Genomic DNA, 16886 nt, shown 5'->3' on the forward strand with positions numbered 1-16886 from the left:
CTATCTTAAAAAAGTATGGCGTAGTACCGCTACACAGAAGTCAAAAACATTTTTAATAGTAGAAAATATACTTATACTTACTGGATTGATTACGATGTTTCATAGTTCATAGTTTTGAAAATTATTATGATATATTAATTACGTTACTCTAACTTTATATATCTTTACTAGAATTAAACTTTAAATATACATTTAGCTAAGTATTATTGAGGTTTTACCGGAATTTTTTTAAAAAAACATAGTGTTTATACGTAGACAGATTAAGACATTATTAATATATACTTGTTTAGACAAAACGCTGACAGTAATTAATCAATATATCTAACTTTTGACTGATGTAAAAATAACATATTAAGAATATCACTTAAGTAGATAAAGCTCAATTTATAAAGTTATACCATAATTATTCGTACACCATGAATAAGATTGAATTAATCTAATAAAGTTGTTTTTTACAAAAGCTAGTAAATATACGGTAGGAAATAAAAAACGTTTTTTAAAGAGGAAAATAGTAAATTTACTGAAAGCCATGAAGACTCGCTTCCGAATCAAAAAGTTTATCATATTGTCTATAGGTACTTACATTCTAATACCAAAAATTGCAGCCTGTACAGGTATGTTAAGTACTGCAAGCGCTAATGCTTTTAGCGCTACTAGCAGTAACACCTTAATTGCCCGCAAAGTCAATTCTGAAAATTTAAAAGACATATATATCCCACCAAATTATGGTGGTCCCGATAGTCAGCATGGTAGTGGCACCCGCTAATAGGAAGTTTGGATTTTAGATTGACCCCTTGCTTGAAGGCATTGTTATTAAGTTATAAACTAAGAGCTACTGTCACTTAAGTGGACTGAAATTTCCTCTTTTACCGCTTAGTGATAGCGACCTAAGAGCGTCACCCGTCCTAAACGCTGCAAATACAGAAGAACGGATTAAAAGCATTTTCTGGAGTTTGTTCGGGAAACTTTAATCAAGATAATAGTGGAGATTTCCACCAATGATGTGTTTGTACAAGTGCGTGAACTTGCCAATTCGGGTCTGGCTGAGGATAATCTAAACGGTAGTGTCCACCTCGGCTTTCGGTTCTAAAAGCAGCACTTTTGAGAATTAAATCAGCGACATCTAATAAATTGCGGGTTTCTGCCCAAAGTCTCAATTGCCGTTCAACATCTGGTATGTTAAAACTAGCTGGTTCTGCGGGACGTAAAGCAAGCAAGAATTGACTTAAAGGCAGGATAGCGAAATCTTGCTGCCAAGATTCAATAGTAGCGATCGCACTTTCTAACTTTGATTGCTCCCGACAAATACCAGCACTTTCCCACACTAGACGTGGTAACTTCTCCCTGAGTGTTTCTAGCTGTGCTTGCTGGATATGCCACTCACTAGTATCAGCACTAAATTTCTGTAATGGTAGTACTGGTGTTTCTGACGGCAGCCCAATATTTTCTAACTCAATTTGGTCCATCTGGGCCCCAAATACAATACATTCCAGCAGGGAATTACTGGCAAGGCGATTTGCCCCATGCACCCCGGTACTAGCCGTTTCACCCACCGCGTACAAACCACGAATATTCGTGCGATTCATCAGATCCGCAACAATACCACCCATCCAGTAATGGGCAGCAGGGGCTACAGGAATTGGTTCATGGAAGACATCAATTCCCCAATGCTGACAAACTTTGATGATGTTAGGAAAGCGGTGACGAATTTTGTCGGCAGGTATGGGGCGCATATCCAACCACACATGAGCAGTAGCTAAATCAACGGCAGTACGTTGTAAATGGCTGAAAATTGCTCTACTGACCACATCTCTAGGTGCGAGTTCACCCGCAGGGTGGTAGTCAAAGGCAAAACGCCGCCCTTGGTTATCGACAAGGTGTGCGCCCTCGCCGCGTACAGCTTCGCTAATGAGAAAGCGATCAGCACCAGGTTTAGTCAGGGCTGTGGGGTGAAATTGCACAAATTCCAAATCGCGCAGGATCGCCCCAGCCCGATATGCGATCGCTACTCCATCACCCGTACTTACTGCCGGGTTAGTGGTTTGGGCAAATACTTGACCGCCACCGCCAGTTGCCAATACCACAGCACCAGCCCTTACCCATGTGATTACACCTTGATAAAACAAACTGATGCCCTGACAGCGACCACTTTCAGCTTCAATCCACAAACTCAAAGCCAAAGCTTGCTGAATGATTTGAATATTCTGGCGACGTAATACTTGGTTCGCTAGGGTAGTGGTAACTTCCCTCCCTGTGGTGTCTGCGGCGTGGAGAACACGGTTACGAGAATGGGCAGCTTCTAAAGTTAAAGCCAAAGCTTGACCATGACGGTCAAAAGCAACTCCCAAGTCAACTAGGGATTGAATGCAGTTAGGGGCAAGTTGGGCGAGAAATTCTACAGCAGTGCGATCGCACAAACCTGCACCTGCCCGGATCGTATCTTCAATGTGCAGCGTGGGAGAATCTTCCGGGGCAACTGCTGCGGCAATACCGCCTTGCGCCCAATCACTGGCGGATAAAGCAACAGTTTCTTTGGTAATCAAGCCGACTCGCAAGGAATCTGGTAGACACAGCGCTGTGTATAGTCCAGCAGCACCAGCGCCGACTACTAAGACATCAAATTGGCTAGGAATATCTATTTGAGACAAGGTAATAGGGTAGTTAGAAGTGAGGAGTTAGAAGTGAGGAGTTAGAAGCGAGGAGTTAAAAACTCCTAACTCATAACTCCTAACTCATAACTCATATAATGTCCCACTCTTTAGAATCAAGAGTGGGCTGCTATTTGCTACATTAGCAACGTGCAGTTATCTATAGATGCCGTTGTTAAAGCGATCATCTCCCTCGTTAAAGGCAGGTTCTAGGTCTGTCACGGTAAACTTCTCCAAGTTGGCTTGCAGGGTTTGTTTCTGGCGATCGCTCAATCCTGGAAGATCCAATACATCCTCTACCTTTTTGTAGGGAGCATTTGTGATGATTTTCTTAGCCAAGGTGGGATAAAGCCCTGGATACTGTTGAAAAGCTCGGACGTTGGTATTATTCAAATCAATTTTTTTACCAAATTCCGTTCTTAGCTTCGCATCTGCCCGATTCTGCCGCTCAATTGCCAGAATTGGGACTTGAGGAAATGCAAAACTGTTGAAACTAGCAGCTTGGGCTATCTGAGTTGTTCCCAGCCATCCCCAGCAACTTAGTAACAAGCTAAACACTGTTAATAAACGCGCCAATCCTTTCACAATTTTCTACCTCTTTCCATCAAATAGAAATAAAAGTTTTAAGCTAACAGCAGTCATTAGTCAATAGTCATTAGTCATTAGTCATTGGTCATTTGTAAAGGACAACTGACAACTGACAAGGGACAAAGGACAAAAGCTGATAGCTTAATCAACACAGCAGTCATCAGAAACTAATATACAGCGTATTAATATCCACAATATTTGCCGTTACTGGGTTTGACTGTACTTTTGCAAAAATTTTTATCATGGTAACAGTCTCTGCATAGCTGCAATACGGTTCCATGCATGATCCTGAGCATTCCCAAATAGACGAAATCTTTTCAGGGTGGCTGATTGTAGCTCCCAACCAGATATGAAATCGTTCGATACCTAATACCGAAAACCCTAGCAAGATAAGTTGATAGTGATGGACTGTTATGTAATATTTCTTAACCTATTAATCATCTACAGGATCATTTTTGATGTCCCGTAGACTGGGCTGGAAAAAGTTTCGGTTTTGATATTACACAATTTTTTAATATTTTCTAGGCTGCGATCGCAGCTAACAAAAATAGGCTATCTACCAAAATCGTGCTTAGAACTGCGCCACTAAAGGCATACCAGTGTTTTTGCTTTCCGACTAAAGCCAAAATTCCCACTGTCAACAGGACTGAGGCGATAAATATAGCCCAACTTTGCCCCCAAGGCGTTTGTACTTGCATGAGGGCATTTTGTAATATTTGCGGTGCTACATCTGCATCTACAATCATAATTTGCCGCCAATAGGGCATCAAATCTGCTATGTAGAAATATACGTCGGTTAAGACTGTACCTAGTAAAGAACCTAAATAAAACCAGTTACCCACCTTGCCCCAATTCTTTGCCAAACACCAGCAAGCAAAGGGTAATCCTATAGACTCTACTGGTAGATGCCATACGGGTTCCCAACGTAACCAACCCCAGTAAATCGCTCCTGCTAACCAACTCCAGCTAAACCCTAAGAGCAAATCTCCCCATATATAAGTTGCAGGACGTGACATTAAGGTAAAACTTAGCCACACCCAAAATGCTGTCAGCGCTAAACTTAGACTTGGTAGCGATCGCACTATTGGTGCTTCTAGAAATACTGGTACTGTTACCAAAAATACCGCCGCCGCAAACACTAACCAAGTTTGTCCCGCAGCAATAGATAAAGGAAGAGAGGGAGAAAAAGAGAGTGTAGATTCCAATTCCCTGATCCCCTTGTGCCCTGTAACAGTGAAATCTAACTCGGTATCAATAGAAGGGGTAGAAGCAGTGTAGGAAGACAGTGTATTATTAATCAAGGTTTTTAATATTTGTTACTAAACTTTATTTTATTTAATATATCACACTTTAAAATCCCCCCCTGGGGCATTGTAATTATACTAAAACTTCCTTGAACACTGGCGCGAACCAAACAAAACATTCTGCACCAGACTAATTCAGCCTTTTCTCTCCCTTGCCTTCGTCGGCAAATGTAACGGGTAAAAAGTTAATGGCCTCAGTCCGCTAAATATTAAAGTTTGATGAATTGCCAAAATTTCATTGACTTATCGAGGTGGGTGTAAGAACATGGTCAGCGTCTTAGATGGTGTTATTGATTTAGTAAAGTGGAATTTTCTACAATATCGGGTGCAGTTAAGAGTATTTAAAATAACATATCATCAGCTAAGTAATCATGTCTAGAACAGGAAAAGGGTATTAATTGATGGAGTTTATTCAAGCTTTTATTTTGGGTATTGTTCAGGGTATTACAGAGTTTTTGCCAATCAGCAGCACTGCACATCTTCTGATTGTGACAAAAGTATTTGGCTGGAAAGAACTAGGTTCTAAAGATTTTGTTGATGCAATTCAATTTGGCAGTGTTATAGCGATTGTGGGCTATTTTTGGTCGCTAATTTATAGTATTGTCAAAGGTGGAATTGAAGCACTAAAAAATAAAGACTGGGAACGTGAGGAGTGGAAAATTCTTGTCGGTATTATAGTAGGAACAATGCCTGCCTTAATTTTCGGTTTTATTTTGAAAGACGTGCTACCAGATAGCGCATTAATTATTGCCATCATGTCAATCATCATGGCACTTTTATTAGCTTTGGCAGAGAAAATTGGCACTCGCAAGCGAGATTTTAATTCATTGCAGATTCGGGATGGTATTTTAGTTGGATTGGGACAAACACTTGCTTTAATTCCGGGTGTTTCTCGTTCTGGCTCAACGTTGACGACTGCCTTATTTTTAGGATTAGAACGCGCTACAGCAGCGAAATTCTCGTTTTTGTTAGGGTTTCCAACTCTTACCATTGCAACGCTGTATAAAAGTCTGAAAATCTTCAAGTTATTTCAGGCCCACGAGTTGCCAGATAACATTGTTGGACTATTAATTGTAGGGATTATTTCAACCTTGATTTTTTCCTACCTATCAATTGCATTTTTGATTAAATACTTAGCAACCAAAAACACTTTAGTTTTTGTTTGGTATAGATTAGCATTCGGCAGCGCTATTTTAGCTGCGATCGCAGCAGGTTGGAAAGGATAATTACATAAGAGTCATTAGTCATTAGTCATTGGTCATTAGTTATTAGTCATCAGTTTAAAGCAAATGACTAATGCCCCATGCCTAATGCCCCATGCCCAATGCCCCATGCCCAATGCCCCATGCTCAATGCCCCATGCCCAATTCCAAATGCCCTATACCCAATGACTACCATTAATCCTGCCCGAATAACCAAGGTTCTTCCAGACTCAATAGCCGCAGAGATTGGTTTTGAGGCTGGGGATGCTATTGTCGCTATCAATGGTACATGTCCTCGTGATTTAATTGATTATCAGTTTTTGTGTGCTGATGAAGTTTTGGAATTAGAAGTTTTAGACGCAGCTGGTAAAACTCATAACCTGGAAATCGAAAAAGATTACGACCAAGACTTAGGGCTAGAATTTGAAACTGCTCTATTTGATGGCTTAATTCAATGCAACAATCGCTGTCCATTTTGCTTTATCGACCAACAACCACCAGGTAAGCGCACCAGCTTGTATTTAAAAGATGACGATTACCGTCTCAGCTTTTTGTATGGTTCTTATCTTACTCTAACTAATTTGCCAGAAAGAGAATGGCAACGGATTGAGCAAATGCGCTTGTCTCCGTTGTATGTTTCTGTTCATGCTACCGAGCCTGAACTAAGAATTAAACTGCTGAAAAATCCGCGTGCGGGACAAATCTTGCAACAACTCAAGTGGTTTCGAGAAAGGCGATTACAAATTCATGCTCAAGTAGTTGTTTGCCCTGGTATAAATGATGGCAAACATCTGGAACAAACTCTCAAAGATTTAGCGTCCTTTCATAGAGGTGAAGTGCCTGCGGTGGCATCGGTGGCAGTTGTGCCAGTTGGATTGACACGGTTTCGGCCTCCAGAAGACGAACTCATACCTGTAACTAGGGAAAAAGCAAAAGAAGTAATTTCCCAAGTGCAAATCCTCTCGTGGCAATTTCGTCAAAAACTCGATTCTAGCGTTGTTTGGTTAGCTGATGAGTGGTTTTTGATTGCAGGTGAGGAATTACCCAGCGAATCTGAATATGAAGAATATCCCCAAATTGATAACGGAGTTGGTTCGATTCAATTATTTATCAAGCAATTTGCCACCGTTGCAGCAGAATTACTACCGCCAAAAGTATATCCTCAAAAAAAGTTCACTTGGATAGTAGGCAACGCCGTAGAAAAAGCATTTCAAACCATTTTGAAACGCTTAAATTCTGTTGAAGGTTTAGAAGTTAATATGCGTGCTTTATGTAGTGATTATTGGGGACAAACTATCAGTGTAACCGGATTACTAACTGGTCATGATTTGCTTTTAAATTTAGAAGGGCAAGATTTAGGTGATGGTATTTTGCTACCAAATGTCATGTTAAAAAATGGTGAATTAGTGTTTTTAGATGATATGAGTATCGAAGAATTAGCTGGCAAACTAAATACAAAAGTTTTTCCAGTAGCAGGAGCTGAAGATTTAATCAAAACATGCATTCTCAATGTTGCTTAAGTTGAGTTGTCAAAAATCAGTTGTTTTTCGGAGGTAATTTATGATTATGCTGGATGATAAATAAGAAGTAATACCTCATAACTAATTCGCTCAGGAGTCAGTAGTGAAGAATCGGGAAAAATATCATAAAAAGGCGAACTCACAAAGAAAAAAAGCCGGATTCTTCATTTTAAGTTTTAACTTTTTAATTTTAAATAGTTTTAGTATTTTGCCAGTAAAAGCGGCGACTGAAGAACCTGTATTGAGCGTAGTCTATGGCCAAGAAAATGCAAATCAATGGAGAGGGATAACTGACCGCTTACAGACAATAGGGGTGAAATATTGTGTAATTCCCCTAGCTGATGTCAAGAGTGGGGCTGATTGGGGCGATCGCCGGGTATTATTTTTGCCAAATGTTGAAACATTAACGCCAACCCAAGCGATCGCTCTGGAAGAATGGATGAGTAAGGGAGGGCGTTTGATTGCCAGTGGTCCTGTAGGTAGCCTGTCAGCGCCGGGAGTACGTCAGTTATTGCGATCGCTTTTGGGAGGTTATTGGGGATTCAGTCTCAGTGAGACAGAACAGATCAAACCTACAAAAACCAATATTTCAGAATGGGCAAATCAAACTGAACTTTTTGGCAAAGTGCGCGGCGGCGTTGTGATTCCTAATGATATGGGCAGTGAATCTCCTGCTGTTTGGAATTCCAAAGATAATTCTGCCGCAGTATTAACAACTGAGCGTTCCACCCTTTTAGGCTGGCGCTGGGGAACAGACACAGCTTCAGCTGCCGGGTTAGATAATGCCTGGTTAAAAGCTGCTCTCAATCACTATTTGACAGCGCTACCGCCATCAAATCGGATGAAAAAAGTAGCAGGAGGTTCCCCAAACTGCTCGACAACAGTGAGGGTTGCGTCGAGGGTGCAGGGGGCAGAGGGGCACAGGAGCACAGGGGCACAGGAGCACAGGGGCAGTTCATCTCCCTCATCTTCTCCTCCTAAAATTGTCACTGCTCCCATACCTAAACCGCTTCCTATAGTCAAACCCCCAAGTTCTCAAGAGGCTATTGACCAATTAGAACAAGCGGTGCGTCTGGATGTTGCACCCAACTCCAATGAGCCGATTGACAACAATCAAGCGATCGCTCTCCAGCAAGAGCTAGAAAATCTGATCGGTCGGGTGGAAAGCGCTAATTTAGCAGTGCTAGCCGATGCGGCTAATGTTGGTAAAGTAACATCTGAAAGTAAGCAGTCCTCTACGCACCTAGACACCTACACCCCCCAATCTCTCAAAGAGCAACCCACGCAATTAGCCTCAACTAAACTGGGGGCGCTAGGCATGAATAAAGAGCAAGCCTTGGCACAGGTAAGAGTAATTGCCAAAAACTTCCCCCTATTGATTGCCCAGAAAAACTATGCTCTGGCTCGTCAGCAGTGGCTGACCGCTAAAACGACTTTGTGGCACCAGTTTCCTATTGATCAAAGACTAGCTCAACCAGAAATTCGGGCAATTTGGTTAGATCGGGGGACGATTGTTCGTGCTGGTAGCAAGGCGGGACTAGCCCAGATTTTTGATCGCCTAGCTCAAGCTGGGATTAATACTGTCTTTTTTGAAACTATTAATGCTGGCTACACTATTTTTCCGAGCCAAGTGGCAAAAGAGCAAAACCCATTAATTCGTGGGTGGAATCCACTGGCAGATGCGGTGAAATTAGCCCATGAGCGAGACATGGAATTACATGCTTGGGTTTGGACTTTTGCTGCTGGTAACCAACGTCACAATGAAATTCTCAACCTTAATCCTGATTATCCAGGGCCAGTGCTAGCAGCTCATCCCGATTGGGCAAATTACGATAATCTTGGCAACATGATTCCTGTTGGTCAAACTAAGCCATTCTTCGATCCAGCTAACCCCGAAGTGCGGGAGTATTTACTCAAACTGTATGAGGAAATTGTCACTAAATATAACGTCGATGGCTTACAGCTAGACTACATTCGCTACCCTTTTCAAGACCCATCAGCAGGTCGAACCTACGGCTATGGCAAAGCTGCAAGAGCGCAATTTCAGCAACTTACTGGTGTAGATCCAGTAAATATTTCCCCTAGTCAACCAGACTTATGGCAAAAGTGGACGACATTTCGCACTGAGAAAATTGATAGCTTTGTCGCCCAATTATCACAGCAGTTGCGACAAAAGCGACCGAATTTGATTTTGTCGGTTGCAGTATTTCCTTTACCAGAACTAGAGCGGATTCAGAAAATTCAACAAGACTGGGAAAATTGGGCAAGGCGGGGGGATGTAGATTTAATTGTTCCCATGACTTATGCTCTGGATACTTCTCGCTTTCAACGACTGGCCCAACCCTGGATCGCCTCTAAACAATTGGGATCTACCTTGTTGATACCGGGAATTCGCTTACTTTCTTTGCCAACAATTGGTGCATTTGATCAACTTCAGTTGGTAAGGGACTTGCCAGTTAGTGGTTATGCACTCTTTGCCGCAGAGAATTTTAACAACGATCTACAAAAACTCTTTAGTAGCACCCAAGGTAGAATTCAATCAACAACAAGTGAACCCATTCCTCATCGCCAGCCTTTTCAAACTGCTGCCATCCGTTACACCGCGCTGCAACGGGAATGGAAATTTGTTTTCCAAAATGACCAACCACAAAAACCGACTCAGACAATATCAGATTTTAACAACCAGGCAGAAGTTCTACGCAGTGCTTTAAATCAGCTTGCCGCTTCCCCTTCTGCTAGCAACTTACTAGTGGCGAAAGCCTCTCTAACTCGGTTCCAGTCTCAATTTCGGGTATTAATGAGCCAAGAGCTTAAGTCAAATTCCTATCAAGTCAAAGTTTGGGAAAATCGGCTTGTAACTATAGAAAGGCTGTTACGTTATGGCGAACGGCGGTTGCAGTTGCGTCCTTAGTGGGGAGGCAGGGGAGGATGAGGGAGATGAGGGAAAAATTAATTTAAAATTCAAAATGACGCTCGGTGACTCGTTCATAGCGTTGCTATATCGTTAGCACAGCGTCTTGTTCGCGTTAGCGTCTTTGAAAGAGAAGAGAAGGCTTTATACCGCGCTAACAAAATTCAAAATTAAACAACTTCTGTCTCCTAGCTCCTGCCTCCTCTTTCCCAATAATCAATTTTCAACTAGCTAGATATCAGATGCTTTGTAATTCTTAACACACTTTTTGTAGTGTTTTTAAACCAAATATTACTACTTGTTTGGTGTCAAAATCTTGGAAATTACTCGATTAAGAAGCTTTGGATAACTATTTTTTAATGATACCTATCATTAAAATTTATGTAGGTGTTACCTCAGCTTCTAAGACTACAAAGCTTAAAGTCAATATTGATCCTTCGCTGCGGATGCTTGTGCCGTAAATAGCACTATTTAGATGCAATGTCTACGACGGGCTACGCCTACGCACGGATAAAAGCAGGAAGCAAGAATGTCTTATTTTCTTCATCTTCGCAGGTAGCAGAGTGCTTTACAAAGCCTGATATGGTAGTGCTTGTAGCTTCAAAAGCTAGCTTGAAAACAGCCAATATTTTTGAAGTTATGCATAACTTTGCCATAAATTAAATGTTATATTTATTACTTTAAATGTGAGGTTATTACTACTGTGTCAGGAGTTGAATCTATTGCCAGTTGCAGATAACCAAGGTTACATTGTTATTTTCATCATGCTTGAAAGTTTCTGTTAAGCAATTGCAGAAGAAACTAGAGGTAACACTATTATTGGTTCCTTTGAGGTAGAATATTAGATTTTCATTGAGATCCAACTAGTCAAGTACAAATGGTTACTAGTAAGCGTTATAGTACTTAAAGATACGACAGGCGAACCTGCTCGCCTTATTGTAGTTTCTGTGGATATTACCTACTGTGTACAGATAGAAATATTATTTCGTAAGAATGAAAGACAATTTTGCACCATCTTCAAAAGTTTCTTCCAATTTATCGGGTTGCTGATAACAAAGAATATGGTGCTAGAAGTTAACCAAACAGCACTCCACTTGGGAGAACTACAGCCACAAAATGCAGTTGAGCGTCCATTTTGGAAAATATGGTGGACGCTACTTGTCAAGCAAGAACATCTGCTATATTTACTCTCTCCCACCCCAGCAGTAATTTACACCTGCAAGAGTTATGCAGATTTTGGTAGTACATTTATTAGGGAAAATGTTGTCGCTATCAGGAGCTATCAAGTGTGGGAAATACTCAAAGGGCATAGCTTTTGGGCTAGTGAAATCCATTCGTTGCTAAAATCATTTTCTTGCACCGTTAATATTGACAATATACTAGGAATTGGATTAAAAATGAAGATTAAAAAAATGGATATATGCCTATCAAGGTAAAATGTTTGTGATAAATATATTGAAAAATGTATAATTTATTGTAATTTTTGCATAACAAAGAAAATATAAATTTAGGTAATTTATGCCAAAAGTTTTAATAATAGAAGATGAAGAAGCAGTTCGTGAAAATATTTTGGATTTGTTAGAAGCTGAAAATTTTGAAACTATTGCTGCGGCCAATGGCAAAATCGGAGTAAATTTGGCTATTTCCGAAATTCCCGATTTAATTCTCTGTGATATGATCATGCCACAACTTGACGGCTATGGAGTACTAACAGCGTTACGTCAACATCCATCAACGGTAACAATTCCTTTCATTTTCCTCACTGCAAAATCTGCAAAATCTGACTTCCGCCAAGGTATGAATATGGGTGCAGATGACTATATAACTAAGCCTTTCACTCGAACTGAATTATTAAGTGCTATCATGAACAGATTGGAAAAGCACGCTACTTTAAAAAGGTATTTATCTCCTCAAGTTATAATTAAAAACTTGTCTCCCAAGATGCAGTTATTAGAAATTAGCTTACACCGGGCTATCAAACAATATAATTTTGAAGAGTTTGAAGTTTATTATCAACCAATAGTCGATATTGCTTCTGGAAAAATAGTAGCGGCTGAAAGCTTATTGCGCTGGCAAAGTCCGGAATTGGGGCTGATTTTCCCGACAGATTTTATCCCGTTAGCAGAGTCTACAGGTTTAATTGTTCCACTTGGGAAATGGGTGTTAAAAAGGGTCTGTCAACAAATAAAAATATGGCGTAAATTTGGGATTTATCCCCTAATTATTGCTGTCAATTTGTCAGTAATTGAATTCAATCAGCCAGGTTTTATTGCTCAAGTAGTCAACTTTATTGATAGTAATGGCTTGGAACCACATTACTTAGAGCTAGAACTCACTGAAAGTATGATTATGCATGATGTAAATAGTGCGATCACTACTATGAAAAAATTGCAATCTTTGGGTATAAAAATTGCGATTGATGATTTTGGTACGGGTTACTCTTCTCTAATTTATCTGAAAAACTTACCACTTAACACATTAAAAATAGACCGATATTTTATCCATAATGTTGCAACTGATCCACAGAAATCAGCCATTACTAAAGCATTAATTCAAATGGCTCACAATCTCAATCTAGATGTAGTTGCTGAAGGTGTCGAAACGGAAGCAGAACTAGGTTTTTTACGCCAACACAACTGTAATTCTATGCAAGGCTTTCTATTTAGTCGTCCATTGCCAGCAGCAGAATTTGAAAAAATTTTATTGACTAATTAATGCTGATATATATGAAGATTGGAGATTAGGTATCCCTTCGGCTTACCTCGGCTTACTTCGACTACGCCCTTCTCTTTCAGAGACGCTAGCGCGAACGACTACCAAGAGGACAAGCTCAGTACAAGTCACTCGGTACAAGTCGGCACAAGTCGCTTAGGGCAAGTGGGGATTAGGAATGGGGAAGTAAATTAATCGGGTGACTAACTTAGAAAAATTGGACTTTAGACTGGCGACAATTATTCAGTCTCAAGTCTAAAGTAAAAAAATCGTGTCATAGTGTCTACTGCCATGAAAGTCTTTGCGCGTTTCTTGCTGCCAGTTTTTTTACTGACCCTGGTAGCAGGCTGTAACCAGACTCGCGCTTCCTCAGATAATCCCACACCACAAACATCTTTACCTTCTGCTCAACTGACACAAAATCCTACACAGTCAAAAAATATTGTTCGGACTGAAGCATTTTCACCTACGCGCATCCGGGTGAATCTAAAGAATTTACCAGCACCCTTCGCAACAGAAAGTGCCTCTAAGCAACCTGAGGTTGTGCCCATTCCGCAAAATCCGGTGTTGCGCGTACCACCAGGCTTTAGAGTTAACGTCTTTGCACAAGGTTTAGATGCCCCACGTTGGCTAGCTTTAACCCCTAGCGGTGATGTATTGGTGACTGAAACCAGGCAAAACCGCATTCGTCTTTTACGTGACAGCAACGGTGATGGTGTAGCCGACGTTCGAGAAACCTTTGCTAGTAGGGACAACGGACTCAATAGACCCTTTGGTATGGCTTTTGCTGGTAATTCCTTTTTTCTGGGGAATACAGATGCTGTACTACGTTTTGCCTATAAAAAAGGTCAAAAGAATATTACAGACAAGGGAGAAAAAATCGCCGACTTGCCTTCTCAAGGTTATAACAACCATTGGACGCGCAATGTTGTTGTTTCGCCCGATGGCAATAAATTATATGTTTCTGTTGGTTCAGGAACCAATGTCGATGAAGAACGTCTACCACGGGCTTCAATACAGGTAATGAATTTGGATGGTTCTCAGCAGCAAACTTTTGCTTCTGGCTTACGTAATCCGGTTGGTTTAGACTTTCATCCTGTAACTAAGGAACTTTACGCCACTGTCAACGAACGTGATGGAATCGGTGATGATTTGGTTCCAGATTATCTTACACACGTTAAGCAGGGGGCATTTTACGGCTGGCCTTATGCTTATCTGACACCAAACAACCTAGATCCGCGCCAAAAGACGGATGGCAAAAGTAAACGCCCAGACTTAGCAGCCCGTACCCAAACGCCAGATGTGCTGTTCCAGGCGCACTCAGCAGCATTGGGTTTGCAGTTTTATGATGGTAAAACATTTCCAGAAAAATACCATAACGGTGCTTTTGCTGCTTTTCGTGGTTCTTGGAATCGCGATCGCGGTACTGGTTATAAAATTGTGTTTGTTCCCTTCGATGCTAAAGGGCGATCGCTTGGTTATTACGAAGACTTTCTCACAGGATTTTTGCTAAATCCTTCTGTACCAACCACTTGGGGACGACCTGTAGGTTTACTCGTGTTACCAGATGGTAGTCTACTCTTAACAGAAGAAGCCAATAATCGAATTTATCGGATTCAGTATACGGGAGGTTAAGCAATTGGTGCATTCAGATATTTAAAAATTCACGGATAGGATCTGTTGTCTGGAGTAAAGTTAGAGCAGTTGTCATCAATAGAAATGTTGTGTCTGCATCTCCCTACCCAGGTTTATCCTGTTTTGGATAAATTACTGAAAAATACTAATACTCTTTTAGTTGAGAAATTAATTATGACTACTAATGAAAATAATACTCAGTCAAATATCAACGAATTGTCTTCACATTCAGGTACACGATACTGGGGTGAAGTAGAGGTGATTGAAGAGGGAGAAACTTATAGAATTAGTCGTCTTGAAATTAAGCCCAGACATGGAATTAAACCACAAATCCATTATCATCGCAATGAACATTGGGTTGTAGTCTCTGGTGTAGCAAAGGTGACTTGTGGAGAAAAAGAAATATTACTTAATCGAAACGAATCAACTTATGTTCCCGCAGCAACTCTACATAAGGTAGAAAATCCTGGACAGATTCCGTTAGTTCTTCTGGAAATTCAAAATGGTGAATATTTAGGCGAAGATGATACTGAGCGTCCTTATGACTTAAATCTGGTCAAACCTATAACTGAAGGTCAGTAAGCTGATGCGCGTCTAGATTGTACATTGCAATTTTGCAATTGTTAAGACTCTCATGCAGTCAATGGTCATCTGTCCTTTTAAATACAAATGACAAATGACTAATGACAACCTCTCCTGAAAAAGACGCTGCGCGTAGCAAGATCCCCAGAGGAGTACATGAGTAAATATACAATTTAAATTAAAAATTTAAATGCATAACAGCTTAAGTAGGGGAGGAAGAATTTTAGATTTTGGATTTTGGATTAAATTTCAATCTCAAATCCAAAATCTCAAATCCAAAATTGAATTGCCCAATACCTAAATTAAAACCGTCCTTCTTGTTCCAGGGTTTCAATCAGCTGTAAACCACGGGGATCACCCACTCCTAATAGTGAGGCTTTGGCGTCTGCCCGGACTCCTAAATCTTGGTCTTCGGCAAAGGCTTGAATTAAAGCGTCGATCGCTGTGGCATAAACTACATTAGAAGGCAGTTCACGACACAGTTGACCAATTGCCCAAGCACTGTTACTCCGCACTGCTGCCACGGGATCTTTGACTAAGGCTTCAATTAATGGTGGTATTGCCCCTATAACTGCTTCATAACCCACTTCTGCCATTTGTGCTAAGGCGCTAGCAGCCCACAAACGCACTGCGGAAATGTCAGTTCTGAGGGCATCTGCTAGGGGCGGTAAAGAACGGCGATCGCGACAGTTTCCTAAAGCCCAAACAACGCCTTTACGCACGTAGCCATTCCAATCACTGTTCAGTTGAGCAATTAACGGACTCACTGCCTCTGAACTGGGATTGCGTCCGAGTCCATAAGCTGCACTCACCCGAACTAAGGGACAGGTATCGCTTAACAGGCGAATCAGATAGGGGGTAGCACGCGCATCTTCTATATCACAAAAAGCACGCGCTGCTAACATTCTTTGCTGGGGCTGGGGACTTTCCAGCAGGGCTAGCATCACTTCTGGATCTGGTTTTGCCACAACTGATTCGGCAGTTAGCGGCTCTATTTTATCTAGGGGGCTTTCTAGCTCCTCCTCAATATCGAGTAGGCTTAGATCGTCTTCGTCATACATAATTTCATTTCAATCCCTTTTCGGGATTAACACATAATCCCCCGCGCCAATAAGTTAAAGCTTTATAAGTATTAGTTGAGTAATTATACACTTTCCTTTCATCCTCGTTAAGTTTTATCTAAACGAGAAACGCCATAACTCAGACGCTTAAGTATGTTACTCCTATCCTATAGTCTATTTTTCTGCACTCAGGAATTTTACCATCCACAGGGATTGGGTTTGATAACCTAACTGATTGTAAAGATTTAGTGCGGGTTGGTTGGATTGAAAAACTTGTAATCCAATCTGGCGATCGCCTCTTTGAATAGCCCAATTTTCCACATATCGCATCAAAGCTCTACCAATACCCCGTCGTCGATGTTCTGGTACAACGTAGAGGATAAAAATGTGAGCATGACGGTTTCCCTGCACTTGATCTATAGCATTGCCCACCCAGAGGCAGGCGATGGGGCATTGAAAAGAGGCAGAGGGGCGGGGTGCTCTTAGCAGAGAGGAAAATTCTCCCTTGCTCCCTTGCTTCCTCTCCTCCCCCTGCTCCCCTTCTTCTACCCACCATAAGGGTGTATCACTAGAAAAGTATTGCTTAACTGTTTGTTCTAGGTGAGAGAAATCCTCATTGGGAAAAAGATCCTGGTAAGTTTGCTGCATGAACTTGAGCAGCAGCGAGCGATCTAATGTGGAACCACGACGAATAATATAACCAGATAGTAGTTGCTCAGACAC

General features: G+C 41.2%; 13 protein-coding genes. 8 read left to right on the top strand and 5 right to left on the bottom strand.

Annotation, left to right across the window (positions count from 1 at the left end; translation table 11 throughout):
* The first annotated feature begins 616 nt into the window (after nt 1-616).
* Entirely contained in the window at nt 617-766 is a 150-nt protein-coding gene (locus V7L20_RS26360) for a hypothetical protein (RefSeq protein ID WP_334746912.1), read from the top strand.
* A 205-nt stretch (nt 767-971) separates the two neighbouring features.
* Here V7L20_RS26360 and nadB read toward each other — a convergent pair whose 3' ends face one another.
* The 3 genes from nadB to V7L20_RS26375 form a co-directional block, all read right to left on the bottom strand.
* Entirely contained in the window at nt 972-2648 is a 1677-nt protein-coding gene (nadB, locus tag V7L20_RS26365; RefSeq protein ID WP_334746913.1) for an L-aspartate oxidase, read from the bottom strand.
* 156 nt (nt 2649-2804) lie between these two features.
* Nucleotides 2805-3233, bottom strand: a complete 429-nt coding sequence (gene psbU / locus V7L20_RS26370) for a photosystem II complex extrinsic protein PsbU (protein WP_334746914.1) — start codon at nt 3231-3233, stop codon at nt 2805-2807.
* 524 nt (nt 3234-3757) lie between these two features.
* Nucleotides 3758-4537 (bottom strand): DUF3120 domain-containing protein, encoded by a 780-nt coding sequence (locus V7L20_RS26375; protein WP_334746915.1) that lies wholly within the window; start codon nt 4535-4537, stop codon nt 3758-3760.
* Between the two features lie 404 nt (nt 4538-4941).
* Between V7L20_RS26375 and V7L20_RS26380 the strand changes: the two genes are divergently transcribed.
* The 7 genes from V7L20_RS26380 (at nt 4942) to V7L20_RS26410 (ending at nt 15102) form a co-directional block, all read left to right on the top strand.
* On the top strand, nt 4942-5766 hold the full coding sequence (locus V7L20_RS26380) for an undecaprenyl-diphosphate phosphatase (protein WP_334746916.1): 825 nt from the start codon (nt 4942-4944) through the stop codon (nt 5764-5766).
* Between the two features lie 161 nt (nt 5767-5927).
* The gene (locus V7L20_RS26385) at nt 5928-7262 is read left to right on the top strand and encodes a TIGR03279 family radical SAM protein (protein WP_334747117.1); all 1335 of its coding nucleotides are present in this window, start codon (nt 5928-5930) and stop codon (nt 7260-7262) included.
* A 103-nt stretch (nt 7263-7365) separates the two neighbouring features.
* Nucleotides 7366-10173, top strand: coding sequence for a family 10 glycosylhydrolase (locus tag V7L20_RS26390; RefSeq protein ID WP_334746917.1), 2808 nt, complete (start codon nt 7366-7368; stop codon nt 10171-10173).
* Between the two features lie 947 nt (nt 10174-11120).
* A complete protein-coding gene (locus V7L20_RS26395; protein ID WP_334746918.1) occupies nt 11121-11609 on the top strand; it encodes a hypothetical protein in 489 nt (162 codons plus the stop codon).
* Between the two features lie 82 nt (nt 11610-11691).
* The gene (locus V7L20_RS26400; protein WP_334746919.1) at nt 11692-12888 is read left to right on the top strand and encodes an EAL domain-containing response regulator; all 1197 of its coding nucleotides are present in this window, start codon (nt 11692-11694) and stop codon (nt 12886-12888) included.
* 288 nt (nt 12889-13176) lie between these two features.
* On the top strand, nt 13177-14520 hold the full coding sequence (locus tag V7L20_RS26405; RefSeq protein WP_334746920.1) for a PQQ-dependent sugar dehydrogenase: 1344 nt from the start codon (nt 13177-13179) through the stop codon (nt 14518-14520).
* 174 nt (nt 14521-14694) lie between these two features.
* Complete coding sequence (locus V7L20_RS26410; protein WP_334746921.1) at nt 14695-15102, top strand: phosphomannose isomerase type II C-terminal cupin domain; 408 nt, start codon at nt 14695-14697, stop codon at nt 15100-15102.
* Between the two features lie 302 nt (nt 15103-15404).
* On the opposite strand, the gene V7L20_RS26415 is transcribed toward V7L20_RS26410, so the two are convergent.
* Together V7L20_RS26415 and V7L20_RS26420 are read right to left on the bottom strand one after the other, a co-directional pair.
* Nucleotides 15405-16163 carry a HEAT repeat domain-containing protein gene (locus V7L20_RS26415; protein ID WP_334746922.1) on the bottom strand — a complete coding sequence of 253 codons (759 nt, stop codon included), beginning with the start codon at nt 16161-16163 and terminating at the stop codon, nt 15405-15407.
* 174 nt (nt 16164-16337) lie between these two features.
* Nucleotides 16338-16886, bottom strand: a complete 549-nt coding sequence (locus V7L20_RS26420; RefSeq protein WP_334746923.1) for a GNAT family N-acetyltransferase — start codon at nt 16884-16886, stop codon at nt 16338-16340.

This window comes from Nostoc sp., from assembly GCF_036916735.1.
GTDB lineage: Bacteria > Cyanobacteriota > Cyanobacteriia > Cyanobacteriales > Nostocaceae > Nostoc.

Bases quoted from the DNA above. Each gene is read 5' to 3' on its own strand.
- V7L20_RS26360 (WP_334746912.1), top strand. From the start codon at position 617: ATGTTAAGTACTGCAAGCGCTAATGCTTTTAGCGCTACTAGCAGTAAC.
- V7L20_RS26380 (WP_334746916.1), top strand. From the start codon at position 4,942: ATGGAGTTTATTCAAGCTTTTATTTTGGGTATTGTTCAGGGTATTACA.
- V7L20_RS26385 (WP_334747117.1), top strand. From the start codon at position 5,928: ATGACTACCATTAATCCTGCCCGAATAACCAAGGTTCTTCCAGACTCA.
- V7L20_RS26400 (WP_334746919.1), top strand. From the start codon at position 11,692: ATGCCAAAAGTTTTAATAATAGAAGATGAAGAAGCAGTTCGTGAAAAT.
- V7L20_RS26405 (WP_334746920.1), top strand. From the start codon at position 13,177: ATGAAAGTCTTTGCGCGTTTCTTGCTGCCAGTTTTTTTACTGACCCTG.
- V7L20_RS26410 (WP_334746921.1), top strand. From the start codon at position 14,695: ATGACTACTAATGAAAATAATACTCAGTCAAATATCAACGAATTGTCT.
- V7L20_RS26415 (WP_334746922.1), bottom strand. From the start codon at position 16,163: ATGTATGACGAAGACGATCTAAGCCTACTCGATATTGAGGAGGAGCTA.